19 protein-coding genes are annotated in these 22,411 nt (G+C 49.5%); 14 read left to right on the forward strand and 5 right to left on the reverse strand.

All coding sequences use genetic code 11. The features are described from left to right. Positions 1 to 114: 114 nt before the first annotated feature. The 9 genes from AC1DWB_RS05245 to AC1DWB_RS05285 all read left to right on the forward strand — a co-directional run bounded on the left by AC1DWB_RS05245 (position 115) and on the right by AC1DWB_RS05285 (position 7,353). Positions 115 to 561, forward strand: a complete 447-nt coding sequence (locus AC1DWB_RS05245) for a hypothetical protein (RefSeq protein ID WP_477539985.1) — start codon at positions 115 to 117, stop codon at positions 559 to 561. 153 nt (positions 562 to 714) lie between these two features. Further along, positions 715 to 1,080 (forward strand): hypothetical protein, encoded by a 366-nt coding sequence (locus AC1DWB_RS05250; protein ID WP_477539986.1) that lies wholly within the window; start codon positions 715 to 717, stop codon positions 1,078 to 1,080. A 259-nt stretch (positions 1,081 to 1,339) separates the two neighbouring features. Next, the gene (locus tag AC1DWB_RS05255; protein WP_477539987.1) at positions 1,340 to 1,843 is read left to right on the forward strand and encodes a S1 domain-containing protein; all 504 of its coding nucleotides are present in this window, start codon (positions 1,340 to 1,342) and stop codon (positions 1,841 to 1,843) included. A gap of 213 nt (positions 1,844 to 2,056) precedes the next feature. Then, entirely contained in the window at positions 2,057 to 2,506 is a 450-nt protein-coding gene (locus AC1DWB_RS05260) for a VOC family protein (protein WP_477539988.1), read from the forward strand. 323 nt (positions 2,507 to 2,829) lie between these two features. Further along, positions 2,830 to 3,102, forward strand: a complete 273-nt coding sequence (locus AC1DWB_RS05265; RefSeq protein WP_477539989.1) for a hypothetical protein — start codon at positions 2,830 to 2,832, stop codon at positions 3,100 to 3,102. Between the two features lie 353 nt (positions 3,103 to 3,455). Beyond that, on the forward strand, positions 3,456 to 4,865 hold the full coding sequence (locus tag AC1DWB_RS05270) for an MBOAT family O-acyltransferase (RefSeq protein WP_477539990.1): 1,410 nt from the start codon (positions 3,456 to 3,458) through the stop codon (positions 4,863 to 4,865). 19 nt (positions 4,866 to 4,884) lie between these two features. After that, positions 4,885 to 6,243 carry a DHHW family protein gene (locus AC1DWB_RS05275; protein ID WP_477539991.1) on the forward strand — a complete coding sequence of 453 codons (1,359 nt, stop codon included), beginning with the start codon at positions 4,885 to 4,887 and terminating at the stop codon, positions 6,241 to 6,243. Positions 6,244 to 6,433: 190 nt separating this feature from the next. Beyond that, the gene (locus AC1DWB_RS05280) at positions 6,434 to 6,982 is read left to right on the forward strand and encodes a hypothetical protein (protein WP_477539992.1); all 549 of its coding nucleotides are present in this window, start codon (positions 6,434 to 6,436) and stop codon (positions 6,980 to 6,982) included. A gap of 17 nt (positions 6,983 to 6,999) precedes the next feature. Continuing rightward, positions 7,000 to 7,353, forward strand: a complete 354-nt coding sequence (locus AC1DWB_RS05285) for a PIN domain-containing protein (protein WP_477539993.1) — start codon at positions 7,000 to 7,002, stop codon at positions 7,351 to 7,353. 409 nt (positions 7,354 to 7,762) lie between these two features. Here AC1DWB_RS05285 and AC1DWB_RS05290 read toward each other — a convergent pair whose 3' ends face one another. After that, positions 7,763 to 8,641, reverse strand: coding sequence for a carbohydrate ABC transporter permease (locus AC1DWB_RS05290; protein ID WP_477539994.1), 879 nt, complete (start codon positions 8,639 to 8,641; stop codon positions 7,763 to 7,765). Between the two features lie 12 nt (positions 8,642 to 8,653). Then, a complete protein-coding gene (locus AC1DWB_RS05295) occupies positions 8,654 to 9,604 on the reverse strand; it encodes an ABC transporter permease (protein ID WP_477539995.1) in 951 nt (316 codons plus the stop codon). 236 nt (positions 9,605 to 9,840) lie between these two features. On the opposite strand from AC1DWB_RS05295, the gene AC1DWB_RS05300 reads away from it, so the two are divergent. From AC1DWB_RS05300 to AC1DWB_RS05315, 4 genes are all read left to right on the forward strand, one after another. After that, positions 9,841 to 11,508, forward strand: a complete 1,668-nt coding sequence (locus AC1DWB_RS05300) for a type 2 periplasmic-binding domain-containing protein (RefSeq protein ID WP_477539996.1) — start codon at positions 9,841 to 9,843, stop codon at positions 11,506 to 11,508. A 142-nt stretch (positions 11,509 to 11,650) separates the two neighbouring features. After that, positions 11,651 to 13,423 (forward strand): sensor histidine kinase, encoded by a 1,773-nt coding sequence (locus AC1DWB_RS05305; RefSeq protein ID WP_477539997.1) that lies wholly within the window; start codon positions 11,651 to 11,653, stop codon positions 13,421 to 13,423. Then, positions 13,398 to 15,029, forward strand: a complete 1,632-nt coding sequence (locus AC1DWB_RS05310; protein ID WP_477539998.1) for a response regulator — start codon at positions 13,398 to 13,400, stop codon at positions 15,027 to 15,029. Before AC1DWB_RS05305 ends, AC1DWB_RS05310 begins: the two co-directional genes overlap by 26 nt. 27 nt (positions 15,030 to 15,056) lie before the next feature. Beyond that, on the forward strand, positions 15,057 to 16,385 hold the full coding sequence (locus AC1DWB_RS05315) for a GH39 family glycosyl hydrolase (RefSeq protein ID WP_477539999.1): 1,329 nt from the start codon (positions 15,057 to 15,059) through the stop codon (positions 16,383 to 16,385). A 54-nt stretch (positions 16,386 to 16,439) separates the two neighbouring features. Here the strand turns inward: AC1DWB_RS05315 and AC1DWB_RS05320 are convergent, their stop codons facing one another. After that, the gene (locus AC1DWB_RS05320) at positions 16,440 to 18,056 is read right to left on the reverse strand and encodes a glycoside hydrolase family 26 protein (protein WP_477540000.1); all 1,617 of its coding nucleotides are present in this window, start codon (positions 18,054 to 18,056) and stop codon (positions 16,440 to 16,442) included. Between the two features lie 18 nt (positions 18,057 to 18,074). After that, positions 18,075 to 18,668, reverse strand: coding sequence for a TetR/AcrR family transcriptional regulator (locus AC1DWB_RS05325; RefSeq protein ID WP_477540001.1), 594 nt, complete (start codon positions 18,666 to 18,668; stop codon positions 18,075 to 18,077). A gap of 214 nt (positions 18,669 to 18,882) precedes the next feature. Here AC1DWB_RS05325 and AC1DWB_RS05330 point away from each other — a divergent pair, with 214 nt between their 5' ends. Further along, positions 18,883 to 20,373: an MDR family MFS transporter gene (locus AC1DWB_RS05330; protein ID WP_477540083.1), complete on the forward strand. Its 1,491-nt coding sequence runs from the start codon at positions 18,883 to 18,885 to the stop codon at positions 20,371 to 20,373. A 177-nt stretch (positions 20,374 to 20,550) separates the two neighbouring features. On the opposite strand, the gene rpoN is transcribed toward AC1DWB_RS05330, so the two are convergent. Then, positions 20,551 to 21,882, reverse strand: a complete 1,332-nt coding sequence (rpoN, locus tag AC1DWB_RS05335) for an RNA polymerase factor sigma-54 (protein ID WP_477540002.1) — start codon at positions 21,880 to 21,882, stop codon at positions 20,551 to 20,553. Between the last annotated feature and the right edge of the window lie 529 nt (positions 21,883 to 22,411).

Raw genomic sequence — 22,411 nt, forward strand, 5'->3', positions numbered from 1 at the left:
GCATTGGAAGGGTGGGAAGATACATAGGATTAACGAACACATTATTCATTTAATGAGAGGTCAAGTATTTACTATTAAGGGTTAAGATATTCACTTTTGGTGGAGCTCAATCTCATGATAAAGAGTATAGGAAAAAAATATAAATTGGTGGCCAAGAGAAATGCCGTCGGCCGAAGAGTTTTTGRAGGTCTAGAGAATTTGGAACAACATAATTGGAAGGTCGATTTTGTAATAACACATACTTGTCCTTCTTCGACCTTGAAGTTACTGAACGATTCACTGGACACTGGAATTGAAGAAGATAAATTGAGTAAATATTTGGAACATATTAAGGAACGATTAACATATAGAAGATGGTATTTCGGTCACTTTCATAGAGATATTTTATTTCCGAATGATCAAAGACTTATTTATAACACAATTGAAGAACTTTTTTCTAGTAAACTCGAGGAAGATTTGAACCTTCGTCTAACACCGTATCACGCGGTGGGCCTAACAGCCCTTGGTCTGCAAGGAGCTTTTCGGAGAAGCGGAATCAGCAGACAACCCTGCACTGGCTAAGTCCATTGGACCCGGGGCTTACGCCCCTTAAGCCAGTGAGGGTTCGTGAATACAAGAACGTTATGTGAAACCGCTTAAATAATATAATAAAAATATAAATACATACAATGATAAGATCAAGAAGAGAAGATTAAATAATGGGGGATAACATTATTGGAAATTGAAGGACTTGGACTAACAATTTATTTACTATATTTGATTTTACCGATTTTTGTTGGATACTTAGCTGCTYGTAAATCTTATATTAGACACGGATTATTTCTGGTATCTATCGTTACATCTAGCATTATTAGTCTTTCTCTGTATATTGCTGGAGTTTTTCTATGGTTAATATTTTGCTTTTCAGCTGATATAGGATGGTCAATAGAAACTTTTCCAATGATAGGGATTTTATTAGGTTTCATTGCTCTCGTTCTGAGTATATTAATATATGCAATAGCATTATTACTAAGAAGAAAGAAACTAACAGAATTAAGAAATAATAGAGAACTTGAAGAGAATATAGTAGAAGAACGATAATAAATTAATCAACTACTTTGAAGGCTTGTTCAATGAAGAAGCGGCATCACATAACACCGTATCTACGCTTCGGGGCTTACGCCGCTTGGTCTGCCCGAGGAATTTCGAGGAAGAGGATTCAGGCAGACAACCCTGCACCGCTCAAGTCGGCAAGCCGGCCCGCCAGCATACACTGGCTTAAGGCGGTGAGGATTCGGGAACACAACAACGTTATATGAAATTGCCTTTTGAAAGGTTGTCACGGATGAGTTTAAGATACATGAAAAGTGAATTTCTAGAAGAAGATCAATGCACTTATTATTTTGAAATTGACCATGATGGAACTGTTTATAGACAAATCACTATAATTAATGACCGAACTATAATATCAAATCGGCCTTACGAAGTAGAACACTTTTGTTTGTCTGAAACGAATATAGATTTTGTTCCTGAAGATGAAATCACTAAACAAGAGTTTGAACTTAAATGGGAGAATGAAAATCAAACATACTTAGATATTTGGAAACGAACCAAGAAGAATATTATTGTTGGAACAGTAGTCGAAGGGACAATCGAATGTATTTATCCCCAAGGGATAATAATTAATTTACAAGGCGATATATATGGAGTTGTAGATTATGAAACATGCTCTAAAAAAAACGGAAGCCAATATATACATGTAAAGAATAAAGTTCGTGGAGTTGTTTCTGGATATGATGAAGAAAACTTGTGGGTCAAATTGGATGATGTGGAGATTATATTGGATGTTCATTCGAAGAAGTAGGCAACTTCACATTCACGCTGCGGGTCGATGGCCCTTGATCTACCAGAGGAGTTTTCGAGGAAGCGTTATCAGGCAGACAACCCTGCAAGGCTAAGTGGCGGAGCCACCCAGTCGCTAACGCTCCTTTAAGCCTTTCGGGTTCGTGAATACAACAACGTTAACTGAAAGGGATGCAAGAGCGATTAATACCATAAACCAAAAGGAGTGTTTCCAATGAATCAAGGATTTGCATTTTCACGTATCGGCTACGTGTATGTTCCAACAACCAAAATTGATGAATCCATTACATGGTACACAGAGAACTTGGAATTTAAATTAACGAATAAGTTTCAAGACCGAGGCTCTTTTATAGCAGTCTTACATCACCCACATAAAAATTCTATTGTGCTATTACTGATTGAAACAAAGGATAAACAACCATTGGAAATAACAAGGAACGGAAAGCCCTTTCCAATTATGGCTCTTAATTGCCCCGATATTGAATTCACACATAAATTGTTAATGGATAAAGGATTAGATGTTGAAGATTTACATACACTTGGGAAAGGAGAAGCTAAATATTTTTATTTCAGAGATAATGAAGGAAATCTATTAGAAGCAGCTTGGTCCATTTGGGATCCAAAAGATGAAATTAAAGAAGAATTTTTAAAGCAAGAGAATTGAAATGAGCGGTGTGATAGCAAACTCAATGAAGGCATCCCCATCATATAAACCGTATTCACGCTGCGTCCGGTTGCGCCAACCTTGGTCGCCTGAAGGGATTTCGAGGAAGCGTATTCAGCAGACAACCCAGTACTACCCAACCAAATCGCGGCCGGAAATTCGGTCATTAGGGAAATTGTTGCACTTATTTACAAACTCTTTGAATCGGAGATGAAAGGATGAATAATCGATTAATTAAAGTGCTGCTATTGACTTTTCTCATAATATTATGTGTTTCTTGTTCAAAGGCTAAGTAATCCGATCCTATTAAGACATCAATTCAAATGAAACAGGCAATTTTCTTCAATAGTTTCAAGGATTTTCAATCTTTATTTAGTATTCAGCGCAAATCAGAAGCAACGCAGGAAATGTTTAAGGCACTTAAGAAGATTGAGGACCCTGTTGCTGATTATAGATCATATACGCTTGTTACATTAGGCAATGGAAAAATGGTACTAGTGAATCATTCACCAGGGAAGGATTATAAGATTCAAGATATAGTTATAGTTCCTGAAGATTTGAAGATACTTTTTGAAAATAAAAATAAAAGTCCTTAGATAAAGTAATTGAAAGCATGGCATCTAGACGGGGCAACATATAACAAGGTCGGTTTTCATTTATGATAAAATTCTTGGGTTTGTGAATATTTATTGCTAAGGAGAATTCAATGGTATTTCATTTTTTAAAACGAAGCAAAAAGCCCAAACCAGGATTAGATCTTTCAACAAGTTTCCTGGTACCTGGGAGATCAGACAAACATTAGCCAATAAACACGCCTATACGTTCTGTTGATAGGCAGTTGACAACTGCCAGCGTCCGCCGCACAAAGGAATTTGTCGATCCATGTAGAATACTTCTTTGGCTGACAACTTGTCGTACAAACACCGCTGGCCTGAAGGAGCGTATAAGCTTGGTATTCTCGAGTCTCATTTTCCTATATTTGTTCCTACCCATTCTATTAATCGTATATTTCCTCGCCAAGAGCATCCGTTACCGCAACTGGGTGCTGATCCTATTCTCGCTCGCCTTCTACGCCTGGGGGGAGCCGACCATGATCGTATTGCTGATTATCTGTGCGCTCGTTGGCCACCAATTCGCCCTCTTGATCCAGAAGTACAGGCACACCCAACTGGCCAAGCCGCTGCTATTCACGTCCGTCACGATCAATATCGTCGTCCTCTGCTACTTCAAATATACGGGGTTCCTGCTAGACAACCTCAGCAGTTGGCTGCACGTGTCCATTCCGTACAAAGACATTGCGCTGCCGATCGGCATCTCATTCTTCACATTCGAGATCATCTGTTACACCGTCGATGTGTACAAGGGGGCGCTGAAAGCCCCGAAGTCGCCCATGCAGATGCTCTTGTACGTCTCTTTCTTCCCGCACTTGATTGCAGGCCCGATTATTCGGTTCGTCGATATCGAAGAGCAGATTCGCAAGCGCGTCTTTTCGTTGCCGATGTTCTCGGAGGGCATTAACCGTTTCATTATCGGCCTAGGCAAAAAAGTAATCATCGCCAACAACATCGGCGAAGTTGCCTCCAATCTGTTGGAAGGGGGAGCAGGAGGAACGAGCGTACTGGGCGCCTGGTTCGGTATCTCTCTGTTCGCTCTGCAAATCTACTTCGACTTCTCTGGCTATTCAGATATGGCGATTGGTCTTGGTAAGATGTTCGGCTTCACCCTCCGGGAAAATTTCAACTACCCGTACATTTCCAGATCGGCATCCGAGTTCTGGCGAAGATGGAACATCTCGCTTGGCGGGTTTTTCCGCGATTACGTATACATACCGCTAGGTGGCAACAAACGCATGTACTTGCGTAATTTGTTCGTCGTCTGGTTCCTGACCGGATTCTGGCACGGGGCGAGCTGGAACTTCATTATCTGGGGTCTGTACTTCGGAGCGCTGATCTTCCTGGAGCGCGTACTGCTGGATCGGGTGTTCCGAGCGCTGCCTGTCGCTTGTTCCCATCTGTACTTAACGGTGGCGATGCTTGTGGGCTGGGTTTGGTTTTATTTCACGGACCTCACGGAAGGGGTGCGCTTCCTGGGCGTTATGTTCGGGCTATCCGGTGCTTCCTGGTCGACGACCGAGCTAGGTATTGTATTCAAGAGCAATGCTCTGCTGTTCGTGATCGCCATCGTGGGTTCAACTCCACTCGTGGGCTGGCTGGTCGCGGCAGCTCTGCGCAAGATCAGGCTCAATCCGCTGTCCATTCGCGACGTTGTAACGCCGGTCATTAACCTAGTCATTCTAGCTGCTGCTACCGCACTTCTAGTGGGGAGTACGTACAATCCGTTTCTCTACTTCCGATTCTAACACTCAAAGGACGAAACCGATGAAAAAAGTGAACCTGCTGCTTTTCCTGCTTCCTCTGTTTGCCCTATTCATGATGAATATGTTTCTTCCTAAGGGGGAGGAAGTATCGAAGCTGGAGAAGCGGACGCTCCGGTCGTTTCCAAGCTTCTCCGTCTCCCATCTGCTGAGCGGGCAGTATTTCAAGGAATTCGACAATTACTTCGCCGATCATTTCGTGTTCCGGGATAAGCTGGTACAAGCGGGGAGTCAGATCAAGGATTTACGCGGATTGGGTGGGGAGGACCGAGCTTCCATCGTGGTGCAAAAGGGTGGAAACAATATGTTCCAAGACCTGGCGAAGGGCGCTGGGAATGCGGACAAGCCTGTATCCGGGCAACCGACTGGCTCGGCGACTAACCCTCCTGCTGCGCCAGTTTCGGGGGCGGAAACCCAGCAGCCGGCTGGAGCTAGTCCAACTCCAACCTCGACACCATCCGCGGATGCTGCCAAAGCCGTGCAGGATACCGAGTCTGAACGGTACTTGGTGCTGAAAGACCGGGCGATGGCTCTGTTCAATTACGTACCTGCTTACGGAGAGTCTTATGCTACCGCAATTAACGGGTTCCAGAAAGCGATTGATCCGAAGATCAGGGTGTATTCCTTACTCGCACCTACTCCGGTTGAGTTCGTGAAGGAGGACAAATACAAGGCACTTTCGACCCCGCAGAAGGAAGCAATTAACCAGATTAATCGTGTGTTCAACTCGAACGTGACCACCATCGATGCGCACAAAGAGCTGAGCAAACACGCGGATGAATACATCTATTTCCGATCGGACCATCACTGGACTGCCTTGGGAGCTTATTATGCGTACAAAGCTTTTATGGATCGGATCGGAGAAACGGCAGTACCATTGAGCAAATACGAAACCGAGCAGTTGGAAGGTTATCTGGGCAGTGCTTATTCGGCGACGCTTGATGTCAATCTGAAGAAAAATCCGGATACGATAACGATCTACAAGCCCTACGTGCCGTATAAGTATTCCTTGTTCTGGGTCGATGGCGTCCCGCTTGACCGCAATGTCGTGGATATTAGCTATGCCGAGCATGGGGGCGGGGGCTATCAGGTGTTTCTCGAAGGTGATTCGCCTTGGGGAGAGATTAAGACCGAGAACAAGAACGGCAAGAAGCTTCTGGTCATTAAAGATTCTTACGGCAATCCGTTCATACCGTTCCTGCTGCCTCATTTCGAGGAAGTTTTCTTTATCGACCCGCGGCACTTCACGACGCATATGCTCGATTTCGTCAAGGAGAAGGGGATCACAGACATCTTGTTCCTGAACGGCATTGCGGTTACCGCCTATAACGGCTATACAGAGCTGATTCTATCCAAGGAGTAACGGAACAGACAGACGTGACATAAAGCAGCCTTTGCCTTTTCCGGATGGATAAGGGCAAGGGCTGTTTGTGGGTATTAGGGAAAACTGAATAACAAGCAGAAATATGAATATAATGGATAATGTAGTTTCCATTGTTTCTATATTTTCCTTTATTTCTGTTTGATTTCTGTTAAGATGGAGGCATGGGGGTGTGATCAATATGACGAAACTATTGAGTTACGTTAACCTGGAAGCAGAAGGTGTCACTACGGATGTGGCTAGAGAGTACGCGAAGTTGCAGTATCTTGAACATGTACTGGGTCTTCAAGAACAGATCATGATACGCTCAAAACGTCTTCGTGAGCGAATGAGCGATGAAGAGGTACGTGCTGTCGAAGAAAGAGTTCGAGAGGCTCTGCGGGGCATTGAAATGGAATTTCAAGTTATTAGTACTAAACGTCCGGTAACACCTGTTCCGTTGGACGTTCCTGAATATCTGACCGTTCGTGAAGTTGCTAAGCTTAAGGGCATTACTGTTCAAATGGTACGACGTCATTTGAACGATAAGAAATTCATAGGTCACCAAGTTGCTGGCGAGAACAGTACATGGAGAATTCCAACTGAACAATTTATTAACGACCACAACTGGAGTGAATTTCTGAGACAAAGACAAGAAACCTTTTTGAGGAGTCGACGAGCGGCGGAAACTATGATTGATTTTTGGGAAGAAAAGGACCCAAAAGCACCTGAAGAAGAGTAGGGAGAGATTAGTGAGAGATGTCGGACGATGTAAAAACTTATTTGATAGATACGAATATCTTTCGGTATATGTCCGACAATGTGCCTGCCGCACAACCAGGCGAAGTAACTGAACTAACAAGAAAGCGACAATACAAAGATAATTGTCTACTGTTTTGGTCTGGAATAGCAAAAGATGCTGGCGAAGGAAAAGCAATTCTTATGATTAGTAAAGAAGTTGAAGTCGAATTGTTAGTTCAAAAGAGAAAAAGAAAATTACAACATTTATTGATGCTGTTGAAGTCGACGATTTCGAATTATCCACTGAAATCGAATATGAATTACGTAATTTCAGCAATTTTATTCGAAGCAACAAGTATCGGCATCTATTGAATATACCTGGTTACAGCATGGATTATTTGAGAACTTCGGATGCGCGTATATTAATTGATGTTATTCGAAACGATGCCATTCTGGTTACAGCGAATATTAAAGATTTTATTACTTTGCTGTTTTTCGTGAATGAGACCGAAAATAGACTTTATGATGTTCTTAATCAACAATATGTTCAGTTGCCCCGGAATGGGTTAGATGCAGTTCGAGCAGACTCACAATTCGATTCATTAAATGTAAAAATCAAGTGATTAGTAGACGGTGAAGAAGAATAACTCGCGTCTTGTAATTGAGATGTTTAGCGAGAGTTATAATTGGACGGGGCAGCTTGGCAAACCATGTAATACAGAAGAGCAGTTCTCTATGCCTGATGGCAACGGGGAGCTGCTCTTGCGCATTCCACCTCCCCTTACTCCTTCACGGACCCAACGACCATGCCCTTGACGAAATACTTTTGCAGAAACGGATATACGAGTAAGATCGGCAGCGCCCCGATGAAGATTTGCGCCGCTTTCACCGTATTGTTGGAGATGTTCTCCATCTCCCGGCCCAGAGAGGATAGCTGCGTGGAATCGATCTGAATCAGAATCGTCTGGAGGAAGGTGGCGAGTGGATAGTCCTGAATGTTCTTCAAGTAAATCAACCCGTCGAACCAGGCGTTCCAATGCCCCACCATCTTGAACAACGATAAGGTCGCGACCGCCGGCAGGGACAGCGGAAGGTAGATGAGCGTCAAGATCTTCAATTGCCCGGCTCCGTCGATCAAGGCCGCTTCCTCCAAGGCGACCGGGATGCTGCGGAAGAAGTTAAGCAGCAGCACGAGCAGCCACACGTCGACCGCTCCCGGCAGAATGAGCGCACCCATCGAATTCATCAGACCGAGCTTCTGGATAACAATATAAGTGGGCACGAGCCCCCCGCTGAACAGCAGCGTTAGGACGAAAAACCAGGAGTACCACGTCCGGCTGCGGAACGCCTGTGAATCCTTGGACAGGGGATAAGCGGCGAGGAAGATGACGACCATGGCCGTAATCGTCCCGATTACCGTTCGCTGGACGGACACCCAGAGGGAGTGAAGGAAGTTCGGATTAGTCAACGTTTTCTTATAGGCGTCCAGGGTGAAGTCGATCGGCAGCAGCCCGACCAGGTTCGCGTTGGCCGGCGCGCGCCCGCTGAACGAGACCGCCAGCGTGTGAATTAGCGGCAGCACGCACAAGAAGGCGATGGTGGCAAGGAAGACGTAGTTGAACATGGTGAACAGACGATAGGATAACGTCTTGTGGTACAAGAGAACTCCTCCTTAGAAGATCCGGTAGTTGGCCGTTTTGAGCGCGATGCGATAGACAGACAGAATGAGGATGCAGCTCACGATCGATTTGAACAGGCCGATCGCGGTTGCGAAGCTCAGCTTCTGACTCAGGATACCGACCCGGTATACGTAGGTGTCAATGATGTCCCCTTTGTCATATACAAGCGGATTGTACAAGTTGTATACTTGATCGAAACCGGCACTGAGTATGCTGCTGAGCGACAAGGTGGCGCAGACCGTCATGATCGGCACGAGGCCCGGAATCGTAATATGGAGCGTCTGCTTCCAACGGGACGCGCCATCCACTTCGGCCGCTTCATACAGCTCAGGATTAATGCCGGCGAGAGAAGCCAGGTAGATGATCGTGCTGAATCCGAACTCTTTCCACACCTCGCTCGTGACCAGGGTGAAGCGGAACCAGTTGCCTTTGCCCAGGAAGAAGATCGGGTCAATGCCGAACATCTGCAGCACACGGTTAACGAGTCCGCTTTCCGGAGAGAGCAGATCGACAAGAATGGCACCCAAGATGACCCAAGAGAGAAAATGAGGCAAGTAGACGAGTGTTTGCACGGCCCGCTTGAACGCCATTTTGCGCACCTCATTCAGCAACAGGGCGAACCCGACCGGGACGATGACCATGAAGCCGATCTTCAGTGAGGCGATCAACAGCGTATTCCAGATAACTTGGAGGCTGTCCGACCGTTCGAAGATGGCCCGGAAGTGCTTCATCCCGACCCAGTCGGAGCCGCTGATACCCAAGTAAGGTTTGTATTCCTGAAACGCAATCACAACGCCGAACATCGGCAAGTAGTGAAACAATAAGGCCAGAATAACGGCAGGCATAAGCATGAAATGGAAGGCCCAAGTTTTGCGCAGCTTCTGCCCTATCGTCTTTTTCCGAACATGTGGAAGGGAAGCTCCCGGATGAGCGGTGTGATTCATCGTAGCACCTCTTTGTAGGCTGAATTAGCAATTGCCCACATTCTAGCATAGCCCCGAGCCGAGCTATATACCGTTTTCTTAACACCGGATGATGTTTTGTAAAGGCTGTGTGAAGACAGCAAGGCGATGTTGAAAAAAGCACATTCCGTCTTGAGATTGTGTTATTTCCCTGCAGGTGTGATTCCTTTACGATGTGGGTGTAAGTACAATCCTAACCAGTTCAGGGGGAAGCACGCGTGCGATTACAAGCGAAACAGGTGGTGCTGACAGCACTCACAGTTACATTGGCAGGAGCAGCGATCGGCTGCTCGTCCGACAGCGGCAACAGTAAGAAGGAAGAGAGCAAGTCCTCGGTGAAGACCGCAAATGGGAAGTTCGACCCTCCGGTGACGATTACAACCGTAAGAGGCGTTCCAGCTGCAGCTACATTCAAGAATGGCGAGACGATTGACGATAACGTGCATTCGCGTTGGGCGAAAGACAAGCTGGGCATTGAGATCAAGAACTTATGGTCGGTCGTGAATTCGAACAACGCCTACGATACGAAGCTCAAGCTGGCGCTGTCCGCCAATGAGAAGATGCCCGATGTCGTGAATGCTACAGGTGAAATGGCGCGGCTGCTTATTGAATCCGGACGCTTCCAGGATGCAGGTGCCCTGTTCGACAAGTACGCCAGCGAGACGTGGAAGAAAGCGATGAAAGAAGATCCGTCGGTCTGGTACGAATTCTCCAAGGATGGCAATCGCTACGGCATTCCGCAGCTCGATTACGATTACAACAACGATCCGGTGCTATGGCTGCGCGGCGACTGGATGAAGACATTGAACTTAACGGCGCCTAAGTCGATTGATGATTACGAGAAGGTGCTGGATGCATTCACGAACAAGGATCCGGACGGTGACGGGCAGAAGAACACATTTGGTCTTTCCGTTGGCTTTAAGAAATCATACGGCAATCATTTTGGCGTCAGCTGGTTATTCGGATCATACGGAGCGATTCCAGGAATGTGGGCCAAGCAAGCGGACGGAACGCTGGCTTACGGATCGGTTCAACCGGGCGTCAAGGAAGGCTTGGCGAAGCTGAAGAGCTGGGTAGCCAAAGGCTACATTCCGCAAGAAGCCCCGGTGTGGGATGAAGCGAAGGCAGGCTCCTTCGTGTCGGCCGGGAGAGCGGGCAGCTTCACCGGTCCTTACTGGTCCGAGGCTTGGCCGATGGGCGATCTGACCAAGAACAACCCGAAGGCTGAGCTGACCACGACGATGCTTCCGGTTGGAGCGAACGGCAAAGGCACATATTTTGCCACCCACCCCTATGCCGGCGCTACGTTCATCAGTAAGGAAATGAAAAATCCGGAAGTTTACTTTGCCTATGCCAATTATTTGTTCGATAACTTCGCAGATCCGAAAGCGGGAAGCGAGTTCGAGAACGGCTGGCACAAGGGCTATGACTGGGATATGGTGGACGGCAAAGTCACGAACGACCTGACGAAGATTCCGGGTGGAGGCGTTCGCACCTTCTTCTACAGCCTGTTGAACCAAGGGCCGCGCATTCCTTCACAAAATATTAAGGCGCTAGTCAACCTAGGGAAAAATGGGAAGCCGGAAACGCCATATGAACGTTACTGGTCACAGCTCGCACCGCCGGTCGAGATTCAATCTTCGGGCAACGTCTGGAACCAACGCGAGAATCGACGGATGAATGAATTCACGGGCGGCTCGACGGCGACGATGACGGACAAGGGCGATTACTTGAATAAGCTGGAGATGGAGACGTTCAGCAAGATCGTGTTCGGCGACGAGCCGATTGAAGCGTATGACAAGTTCGTTCAAACTTGGAAGTCGCAGGGCGGAGATACGATTACCAAAGAAGTGAATGAGTGGTATAAGAGCGCGGCGACCAAATAACGAATCAGGTGACGGGGCTTCTCCTCAACGAGGAGTCCCTTTTCCGTCCTAACGCTCCTCCTTTACCCAGCAGGGTACCGCCCCTCATGACAGAAGGCTAGTAGACGAAGCAGTTACGAAACGAGGGGAGAGGTGAGAGCGGTTGGATCGAAAAGTGACGATATTCACCAAAATCGTCAGCATGATTATAGGCATCCTGTTGCCAGTCGTGCTGCTGTTCGCCTTGTCGAATCACACAGCGGTTCAGGTGATTGAAGATGAAATGAAAACGAACAATTTGAGCCAGTTGAAATTCCTTCATCAACAGATGGAGGAGAAGGTGAATCAGATCTCGATCAACGCCATTACCATTTCCAACGATGCGGCCATTCGGGAGCTCGAGTTCCAGCATCAGTCCGGGTCCACCTTCGACCGACAGAAGCTGTTGCGCATGATCCTGGACAACATTACGCTGCATGCCGGAATCAGCGGATGGAATACAGATATCACAGTGTTCTCCCGCATGACGAAGGAAATCATCTCCACATCTGATTCATCGGTCTATTACTCCGAGGAGCAGTTGGTGAAGGAGATTGCACAAGGGTGGAAGTATAGAACAGCTGCTAATGGCAAGTCGATTGCACCGGAATTCGTCTGGTATTCGGTTCATCCGATCACCGCTTTCGCCAATCCGTCGACCGCCCGTCTGATCACCCGTACCTCGTTTACGACTGCTTATTTGCAGGACATGCTGGATCAATACAAGGCGGACGGACAGGGAGATCCGTTCCTGTTCCATCCCCAGTATGGGGTCATCGGCAACCGGACGTTGAACAAGTCGAGCTCGGACGATCTGATCCGCAAGCTGAACGGAGAGACCTTGAAGACGTCCGACATTCATTTCACAGCTGAAATGAACGGCAGGGAATCGCTTGCGAGCTACATGGTGCTGAATAATTTGGGGTGGTATTTGGTCGATTCTGTCCCGATGCAAGACATCTTGTCGCCGGTTACCAAGACGCGCAATTTGTTCTATGGCTCCACGGTGCTTCTCTTGCTGCTGAGTTTGTTGGCGTCCTACACGCTATACCGTGCGGTGCAAATGCCGATCCTGGCTATCGTTCGCCATGTGCAGCGGATTAAACGAGGGGACTATGGGGCAAGGGTGYAACTGCAAGGAGGCACGGAATTCGTATTCCTGATCGATCGTTTCAACGAGATGACCGAACAAATTCAGGACTTGCTGGAGAAGGTCGTCGCCGAACAGCTCCGTTCCCGCGAAGCGGTGCTCAAGCAGCTGCAATCCCAGATCAATCCGCATTTCCTGTACAACTGCCTGTTCTTTATTAAAAACATGGCGCGTATGGGAGACGAGGAAGCCATCGTAGCCATGTCGCTGAACTTGGGCGATTATTTCCGCTATACGACGCGGCTCGGCAACCAATCGGCTACGCTCGCAGAAGAGCTTTCCGTCATCGTCAATTATTTGGAAATCCAGAACCTGCGCATGCGCAGAATCGCATATAACATCGACGTACCTGAGCAAATGAACAACCTCGTCCTCCCGCGTCTCTTGCTGCAGCCATTGGTCGAGAACGCGATCTTGCACGGAATCGAACCGAAAGAGGGCAAGGGAACCGTTAGGATCACGGGCCATGTCGAGAACGGAGTTTACAAGCTGTTCATCGAAGATGACGGCGTGGGGATGGACAACGACAAGCTGGAACAGCTGCACAGCATCGTGAACCGCAGCGAGAACGAAGATGAGAGCGGTTCGAGTTTTGGATTATGGAATGTCAATCAACGTATCAAGCTCACTTACGGTAAGGAATCGGGGTTGTTGTTCGCACACGGAACGAACGGCGGGGTGAGAGTAACGGTTGTCATGCAGCTAGAGGAGGGGAATTCAAATGTTTCAATTGCTGATCGTGGATGACGAACCCTCGGTTGTAGATACGCTGGCCCATACGTTTCCATGGCCTGAGCTGGACATTGAGGAGGTGCTGTGTGCTTATTCGGGCAGACAGGCGCTGGAGCTCATCAAGCGGCATGTCATCGATATCGTCATTACAGATATTCGCATGCCCGGCATGGACGGCCTTCAGTTGATTGAGCAGATTCGTAAGTATTCGGCCAACACGCAAGTTATCGTGCTAACCGGTTACGAGGAATTCGCTTATGCCAAGCGTGCGCTCCAGTTGAATGCGGCGGACTACTTGCTCAAGCCGGTTAGTGATGCGAGCTTGACGGAAACGATTCGTAGAGTGACCCGGAAGCTGACCGTTGAGTGGGAGGAAGTCGCCTTGCAGCAGCGGGCCTCGCTGTTGCTCCGGGAGCATCAACCTGCATTGAAATCCGAATTGCTTGTCAATCTGCTCGAAGGCAACCGGTATGAGGATGGAGACGTACTGCCGCTGATCAGCATCCCGTTCGCATCCGGGGAATCGGTTACCCTGGTCTTGATTCGGCTTGAGGGTCAGTTCGCTCAATACAATCGACGCGATCGCCTATTGATCGAATACTCAATCGTGAACATGGCTGAGGAGACACTTGGTTTGTATTATGAGCTCTGGTCATGCCGAGACCGGCACGAGTATGTCGTCTTGGCCCTTAAGCCCAAGGAAGATTATTCCGGCGGGGAGGGAGACGCCTTGCTGAGCCGTCTGTGCAGTCAATTGCAGAGCCTGGTCGCGCGTTACCTGCACGGGGATGTATCGATCGTGATCGGCAATCCGGTCGAGTTCCCTGGTGGTCTTACGGTCGGTTATCAATCCGTGGTCAAGACGATGAGGCGTCGGATCGGCAAGGACGTTGGGCTGCTCATGACCGTGAACGACATTGTGGAGAATGAGTCAGTTCCGACCTTGAAGACGCTGCATGAACCCCCGACGATCATTCATCTGTTCGAGGCAGGCATGTGGGAAGAGGTCAGTCGTAAGTTGGAGGCGGTGTTCGCCGAGCTCGATCAAGTATGGAACGATTCACCTGAACTGCTCGCGGAGCTGTATCATGCTGTTGCCTTCGCCTGCTATCATTACGCGCATGTGAATGGGGAGACGTTAAGTCAGCTGTTGGACCGAATCGGTGAGGTAGACGGTATGCCAGATCAGGCTTCCATGCTCTCAATCAACCGGATGCGGGAATGGACGTTCAGGCTGTGCCGCAAGCTGTCCAAGGACAACACCGAGGACATTCGCAGCTCACGGGCTTCGGTTGTGATCCAAGTGAAGGATTACATCCACACGCATTTGGCCGACAATGTGTCGCTCTATGCGCTTTCCGATCAAGTGAACCTTCATCCTGTGTATTTGTCCAAAATATTCAAGCTGGAAACCGGTGAAGGTATCAAGGAATATTCGCACCGGGTCCGAATGGAGAAAGCCGTTCACTTGCTGAAACATAGCGATTTGAAAATATACGAAATAACGAAGGAAGTCGGGTATTTGAACACTCCCTACTTGATCAAGGTGTTCAAGAAGGAATTCGGCGTGACGCCGCAGGAGTACCGCGACAATTATATCGCTTGCAACACGAATGAGTAATCATTCCATCATGGGAGGACGAATGAGATGACAGATATTCGAATATTGCTGAACGAACGTCTGGGGAGTATAAAAGCACTTCATGGCGTTAACAACGGACCAGTATGCTACGGGTCGCTGATCGATGTCTCGGATTATTACCGGGAGGCGGGGATACCGCTCGTCCGTATCCACGATCCGAACTGGCCGCATGCCTGGGAGTGTGACATTCACACGATTTTTCCTGATTTTAGTAAAGATCCAGCCGATCCATTGAATTATGATTTCTCGCGGACGGATGAGTATTTGCAGACGATTCTCGACACCGGCGCTAAGATCGTATACCGGCTCGGTGAGAGCATCGAGCATACCAAGCGGAAGTACTATGTCCATCCTCCCGAGGATTATGGCAAGTGGACCGAGATCTGTGTGAACATCATTCGTCATTACAACGAAGGCTGGGCAGATGGGTTCCATCATAACATTCAGTACTGGGAGGTGTGGAACGAGCCGGATCTAGACGAACGTATGTGGTCCGGGACGCCATTGCAGCTGTTCCAGTTGTACGAGGCGACCGTTCACGCGATTCGGGCGTACGATCCGAGCTTGAAGGTGGGAGGCTATGCGGCGGCGCGGCCCAAGCTCCCGTTCTTAACAGGCTTCCTGGCGTATTGCCAGGAGCGGGAGCTGCCCATTGATTTCTTTACCTGGCACACATATACAGCCGATCCGCACCGGATCGTCGAGCATGCACACCATGTGCGGACGGAGCTAGATCGGCACGGCTATACGGAGACCGAGAGCCACTTGAACGAGTGGAATTACCTGGAATCCGATTTTACGAAGATTTGGAGCCGCGGCAACGAATACGTGCGTAAGAGCAACTTCGACAAGCAGAAAAACGCACATGGGGCCGCCTTTACCGGCACGGTGTTGACACTGCTCCAGGACGCCCCGGTCGATGAGGCCAATTATTACGACGGCCAGCCTTCGGCCTTGTTCTGCGGCTTGTTCGACTACCACGGCGTGCCGCAGCGAACATACTATACGTTCAAAGCGTTCCAACGGATGATGCAGCATCCGGCGCGAGTGCGGACTGTTGTAGACGAGAAGGCGCACAATGTGTACAGCCTGGCTGGTATGGATGGGGCTGGAGGCGGGGCTGCGCTCATCACCAGCTATGGCGGGAATGCACGCCAGCACAGCATCGCGCTGGAGAAGCTGGACGGGCCTTGCCGCCTGAAGATATACACCGTGGATGACGATCATCGTCTCGACCTGCGGGATGAACGGATCGTGGATAGCACGGCGCCCTTCTTGCAGTTCCTTCCTTCCTATAGCGTCACCCTGCTGGAATGGTCGCCAGTTCTGGATTAATTTAAAAGCCAGCAGTACGCGAAGTTGACCGCGGACTGCTGGCTTTTTGCACAATTAGGGCTTCACGGTTCCCGATGCGATGGCGATCGGTTCCAGCTTGACGTTGTAGGTCACTACATACCAAGGCTCGGCAGCAGAGGCGGCATCAACCTGGATGTCTATCTCCCAAGGTGCTTCATAGCTGACCCCGAGTCGCTGCTTGCCCTGGTAGAGTGCGACGGCAAACGGCCATTCTCCCTGTTCATTCTCCACCTTCGGGTAGACGAGCACCGACTGTCTTCCCGTTGGCAGGGAGCGGGTGGTTACGGGCGTATACTGATAGGGAGCGGGGTTACCCCCTGTCTCGACCTTGCTCACGAACCAATTGGATGCGATTAATCGCTGGTACGTTGCGTCCATGAAAGGATTTTCCCCCAGGTCATACACGTATTCGCCGTTCGTTCTTTGCGCCTGAGCCCGGCTGAAGTTGAAGTACGTGATCGCCTTGACCTGCGGGAACAGACGGGGGAGCACACCGTACATATAGTTCAGCTGTCCTTCGGCCCAAGTCCAATACGGTTTGTTGGTCGGCAGGAACGTATGGGCGATCGCACCTTCGGAGATCATGATCGGCTTGTGGTTATAACGGGCATAGATTGGGGCGAACGTATCGACCATCGTACCCTTGAAATACTCCTGTCCGTTCTGGAATGGACTCGCATACAACGAGAAGCCAACCCAATCCACATAAGCGTCACCCGGGTAGTATTCATCGAGGTTGTCAGGCGGCCAGAAATTAGGCGACCAGACCATCGCCACATTAGGTGCTTCCTCGGCCATAATATCGTGGATCAGCCGGAATTTCTCAATGTACTTCTGCGGCTCCCCATGCCATTTCACCCAAGCGCCGTTCATCTCAGAGCCGTAGCGGAGGAATATCGGTATGCCRGAAGCTTTGGCTTCCCGAGCGAACCGGCGGACGTATTCATCATCCTGCACATCATCGAGTCCATAACGCGGCTCCCAGCCGATCTGAAGTGCGCCGTCTAACTCCTTTACTCGTTCCGCCGTACGTGCTGGAAAGTACGTATTCGTATCGGTCTGCACCTTACGCCAGCCTACATAAGCGAGGTAGAGCGCATGTTTGCGCCCGTAGACGCCTTCGATCTTGTTCACATCGTAGCCGACCCGGCGATCCGCCCCGAGCATGCCGATATAGACGCCGGAAGCCGGCTCGTGCTTGGCTAAGGGCGCAAGTGATTTGTTTGTAGATGCCGATACGGTTGGAGTTGGTGATGATGATGATGATGATGATGATGATGATGTTTGCGTTAGTCTGGTGGAGCGGGCGTACAATTCGATGGAAGTGGAAGGCGTGATGGCGGGCGTCCCAGAAGCTGCAACGGGTAGCGAGGCCGGTACACCAAGCGCATATGCAGCCATTCTTTCTCGATATGAGGTCACGATGTCCGGTTGTCCGGCTTGTTCTGCCTTCTTCACTTGATCACTCCAGAAGGCGACTATATCCTGGGGGTTGGGCTTGAGGGCGACAATCGCTTCCGTACCTTGACCGCTTAACGGCTGAGTGGGCAGAGGTTCCTGTTCACGCATATAGGCCAATACGAACAGCAGAGCTGTAATTCCGACCAAACCTAGAGAGGCGACGTATTTCCACTTGAAAGAAGGTTGCATCGTTGCCGTCCTCTCGTATTAGGGTGCCAATGATTTCAGGAATAGCTGCCGGAAGCTGAGCTTGATCTGCTCGGGCGTATAGTCGAGATCTTGTTGCAAAAGTACATATAAGTTCGGATCCCAGGAAGAAAGGACGACGTGAGCAGTGAATGTTGGATTCAAGTCAGGCCGATCATACTTCTTGGCATATTCGGTTAGCAGGCGCTTCAAAGTGTCATACATGAACACATAGATAGGAGATTGATAGTAGAACTTACGATCCTCACAGCCAATGGACGACTGAATGGTACCGAGCCATTGCGACTTTTCCTCGATGAAGTCCAACCAACCATCCAGAACGAAGCCCATTCGTTCCATGACAGGAAGCGCTTCCGACTGCTTCAGGGTGTCAGCTATTTGCTCGATAAAGCACTGGCTGCTGTCCTGAATCAGGTCCAGACAGAGATCGCTCTTGTTCGCATAACGCCGATATAGCGTCCCTTGGCCGATCCCAGCTGACTTGGCGATTTGATGCATGCTGACTCCGTCCAAGCCATGTTCGGCGATTAAGGTTTGAGCGGTCTTCAGGATGAGTGCACGATGTTCGACAGCATCTTTTCGTTCTTTGCGCATCGTCATGGCCCCACCTCTCATTTTTTGTAAAATAGCTTGGTTCCGTATTGACAACCGGACAATTGTCCGGTAACATCCAGATTAAACGGACAATTGTCCGGAAAAGTCATAAGCTGACGTGGAATGTAAAGATCCGAGTGTCTATATTGTACCCTCTATTGGGGGGGCGGTCAATGGATGAGAGAGATCACAGCGCGTGTAGCGGGACAATCGGATAGGAGTGGATTGGATGTCAACAAGTACTGTGAAAGGGTCTTCGGGTGCCGATGAATCGTTCTCTATCAAGAGCATTCTTGCACCACTGATTGCCATCATCGTCGGCTTATTCATGGTTATTCTGGACGGGACCGCCGTCAATGTTGCTTTGCCGGGATTGGGTCAGGAATTTGAAAGTACGTTATCGGTCGTACAGTGGACCGTGACGGGTTATGCACTAGCTCAAGCTGCGGTCATCCCGCTTGCGGGGTGGTTGTCGGACCGATTCGGAGCGAAACGGATCTTCCTGCTCTCCGTGGCCATGTTCACAGCAGGGTCGTTGCTCTGCGCTTTGGCGACAGATATTACCCAGCTTATTATTTTCCGAATTATTCAAGGCTTGGGCGGCGGGATGGTTATGCCGATCGCTATGGCTTTTACTTACCGACTCAGTCCTCCGAGCAAGGTTGGGGCTGTAATGGGGATGATGGGTATCCCGATTCTGCTCGCTCCTGCACTTGGTCCGGTGTTGGCCGGATGGTTGGTTGATTATGCCAGCTGGAAGTGGATCTTCATCATTAACATTCCCATCGGAATCGTGGGCGTAATTATCGGGATCAAGACGCTGCCTAGTATTGAACGGCAATCTGTAGCGACACTCGACTTACTGGGCATGCTGCTCGCTCCGCTCGCATTCGCGGCCTTATCTTACGGGGTTAGTGAAGGAGGAACGAGCTGGACTTCGACGAAGACGATTGCAGGTATTGTCATCGGTGGAGTGGCCTTGATCTTGTTCACCATTGCCGAGCTGCGTCGTAAGCAGCCTTTGTTAGAACTGCGTGTGTTCGGTTCTGGAGACTTCACAAAAGGTATCATTGTCCAGTGGATCTCGCAGATCGCATTGTTCGGAACGCTGTTCATGGTGCCGCTGTTCTTGCAGCAAGCCAAGGGATACAGTGCCTTCGATACCGGCTTGATCATGCTGCCGCAAGCGATCACAGCAGGCTTGTTCATGCCGATCGGCGGTAAGCTGTTCGACCGCTTAGGCGCGCGTCCACTCGTCGTAATCGGCATGCTGATTACGACCGGGGCTGCTTACTTGTTGTCCGGCGTGAATGCGGAAGATGGCGTTGTCAGCATGATGATTCCGCTCGCCTTGTTGGGAGCCGGGATGGGGATCTCCATGATGCCTCTGAATACGCACTTGATTCAGTCGGCCCCGCAAAATCTCGTCGGTCGTGTTACCTCGCTCACGAACGCCGCGCAGCAGGTGATGACCTCCTTCGCTGTAGCGGGCTTGTCGACGATCGTGATGAGCCGGATGAAGACCTATACGGCTGATACGGCCAATACGCCTGTCCAGTCTTGGGCTTTCTCATTCGGCGATACGTTCCTTGTATTGACCTTGGTAGGTATCGTGGGTGCGCTTATTGCTTTGTTGCTGCGTAAGCCTAAGAATGCAGCGGCCGGCGGCGAGAAGCCAGCGGAAATTCACATGATGGTGGGCTAATGCACGGAAGGGAAGTAAAGCCTGTAAGGAGCGGTGTGTCCGCTCTTTACAGGCTTTTATTGTGTGGACGCGAATAGCGCGGAAAAACCGAGCTGCAGTAATCTCGGCGCACTCGAGGGTAGCCAAGAGGCCTTGAGTGTGGATGTTATGGCGAGCACAGCTTTTGTTTCATACCTACTACCGGACCCTGCGATATGGAGAAGCGAGGATGCGCAGTGCTTCCCGGTACTTCATAACGGTTCGACGAGAGAGGCGAATGCCTTCTTGAGCCAGCAATTCCGCCAGCTGGCGGTCGGAGTATGGCTTCTTCTTGTTCTCAGCGGCGATCCAGCTACGAATGCGTTCCATAGCCTGACTGGAGGATACTGCAACCTCTGTATTGAAGGTGGGCACACCACCTGATAAAAACTGCTTGAGCGCAAATAATCCATAGGGTGTTTGTGCATACTTTTGCCGGATGGCCCGACTAATTGTAGAGGTGTGTAAATTTAATTTCAAGGCGAGCTGTTTCAATTGAAGCGGCTTTAACGCGATAGGGCCGTGTTCGAGGAAGGCGGCCTGCTCCTCGGCCAGTGCCACGACGACCCGTGTCAATGTAGTGACCCTCTGCTCCAATCCGAGCATAACAGCACGGGCGGCCCGAGTCCGCTCCTGAATGTACAGGGAGACATCGTCATCGGATGTTTGGCCTGCAGCATCCAACTGCGTGCTGACGGTCAGACGAATAATGGCCTGTCTATGGATCTCAACCTCGATGCCTGCTTCTGATAATCGAATGTAAGCGTCCGGTACGATGTATTCCGACTTGCTAACGTTGCCGATGGCGAGTCCCGGACGCGGGTTCAACGTTGAACGGATATACTCGATGATAGCCTGCGTTTGCTCAATAGGGAAGCCCAGTCGGTCGCCCAGCTCCTTGAGTTTGCCCTGCGCGATTGTGTGCAGGTGCTCGTTCACAGCTTCGTATGCACCAGCCGCGGCATCACGATCTCTACGGATCTGAAGCAGCAGGCATTCTTTCGCGGATCGTGCGCCAACGCCAGCGGGCTCAAGTGACTGCACGACTTCCAGAGCGGCGGCAACCACGGCCAGGGGCTGGCGGGCAGCGGAGCCAATCTCCTCAAGCGATAACGGCAAGTAACCATTGTCATCGAGATTGCCTGCTATATAATCGGCGGTCCTCCTAACAGCGGGGGAGAGCGGAATTAGGTGTAATTGATCGATCAGCCACTGCTCCAGCGTGCTGTCGACCGGACTGTAAAAGTCGGATGAAGCCGCATAAGTAGGCATATATTCCAACATCGGATTGTCCAGCACCTGCTCCTGCAAATAGCTATCCAGCTCCGTGGCGGACATCCGAAGGATGTGAAGTGATTGTCGAAGCTCCGGTGTGAGCGCTAGCTTCATCAGCAAGTGCTGGCCCTGCTGCAGTTGTTGCTGTTGTTGCTGTTGTTGCTGTTGCTGTTTCTGCTGTTTCTGCTGTTGGTTCAACGGGGTGCGTACTTGCATCGTATCGCCTCCACTTCTTCCTTCTCATACACAGCTTTCTACAAGTATTATACCGCATCCTCCACTTGAAATGGTCAAAGGCACCGTACTTCGTTACAATGAGATTAAGTGGAAAAGAAGAGGCTCAAAACCTAAATCAGATCTCGACCAAATGAACGGACACCAGAGACCTTATTTGATGTATACCCATCTGTTGCACGATCCTTACGGACTCAGCAGTCCTTATTTCACACAATTCCATGCGTTAGGGCTGCATGACAGGCAAATAAGGGATCCAGGGTCCGATAGGAAGCGATTCGACCCTAAAATCAACAAATAAGAGCTTCTGTGTCCGTTCGGGTTAAGCTTAATCACGTTATGATCTGGTTATTGTGTTGAACCAAATAACAATAAATTTTGCGAATAGAGGAACGATCTATGGAGCGCGGGACAAGGCGAATTACGAGGTTATACATATTCGGGATGGCGTGGGCCATCTTTATTTTCTTACTGGGCGAACTGATCTGGATTCCTGATCCGATCCGGCTGG

It is taken from the genome of Paenibacillus sp. P4_E11 (assembly GCF_056401635.1).

Excerpts from the sequence above, each read along its gene's own strand:
- AC1DWB_RS05255 (WP_477539987.1), top strand. The coding sequence starts at position 1,340 with ATGAAAAGTGAATTTCTAGAAGAAGATCAATGCACTTATTATTTTGAA.
- AC1DWB_RS05260 (WP_477539988.1), top strand. The coding sequence starts at position 2,057 with ATGAATCAAGGATTTGCATTTTCACGTATCGGCTACGTGTATGTTCCA.
- AC1DWB_RS05265 (WP_477539989.1), top strand. The coding sequence starts at position 2,830 with ATGAAACAGGCAATTTTCTTCAATAGTTTCAAGGATTTTCAATCTTTA.
- AC1DWB_RS05275 (WP_477539991.1), top strand. The coding sequence starts at position 4,885 with ATGAAAAAAGTGAACCTGCTGCTTTTCCTGCTTCCTCTGTTTGCCCTA.
- AC1DWB_RS05285 (WP_477539993.1), top strand. The coding sequence starts at position 7,000 with ATGTCGGACGATGTAAAAACTTATTTGATAGATACGAATATCTTTCGG.
- AC1DWB_RS05295 (WP_477539995.1), bottom strand. The coding sequence starts at position 9,604 with ATGAATCACACCGCTCATCCGGGAGCTTCCCTTCCACATGTTCGGAAA.
- AC1DWB_RS05310 (WP_477539998.1), top strand. The coding sequence starts at position 13,398 with ATGTTTCAATTGCTGATCGTGGATGACGAACCCTCGGTTGTAGATACG.
- AC1DWB_RS05315 (WP_477539999.1), top strand. The coding sequence starts at position 15,057 with ATGACAGATATTCGAATATTGCTGAACGAACGTCTGGGGAGTATAAAA.
- AC1DWB_RS05325 (WP_477540001.1), bottom strand. The coding sequence starts at position 18,668 with ATGCGCAAAGAACGAAAAGATGCTGTCGAACATCGTGCACTCATCCTG.
- rpoN (WP_477540002.1), bottom strand. The coding sequence starts at position 21,882 with ATGCAAGTACGCACCCCGTTGAACCAACAGCAGAAACAGCAGAAACAG.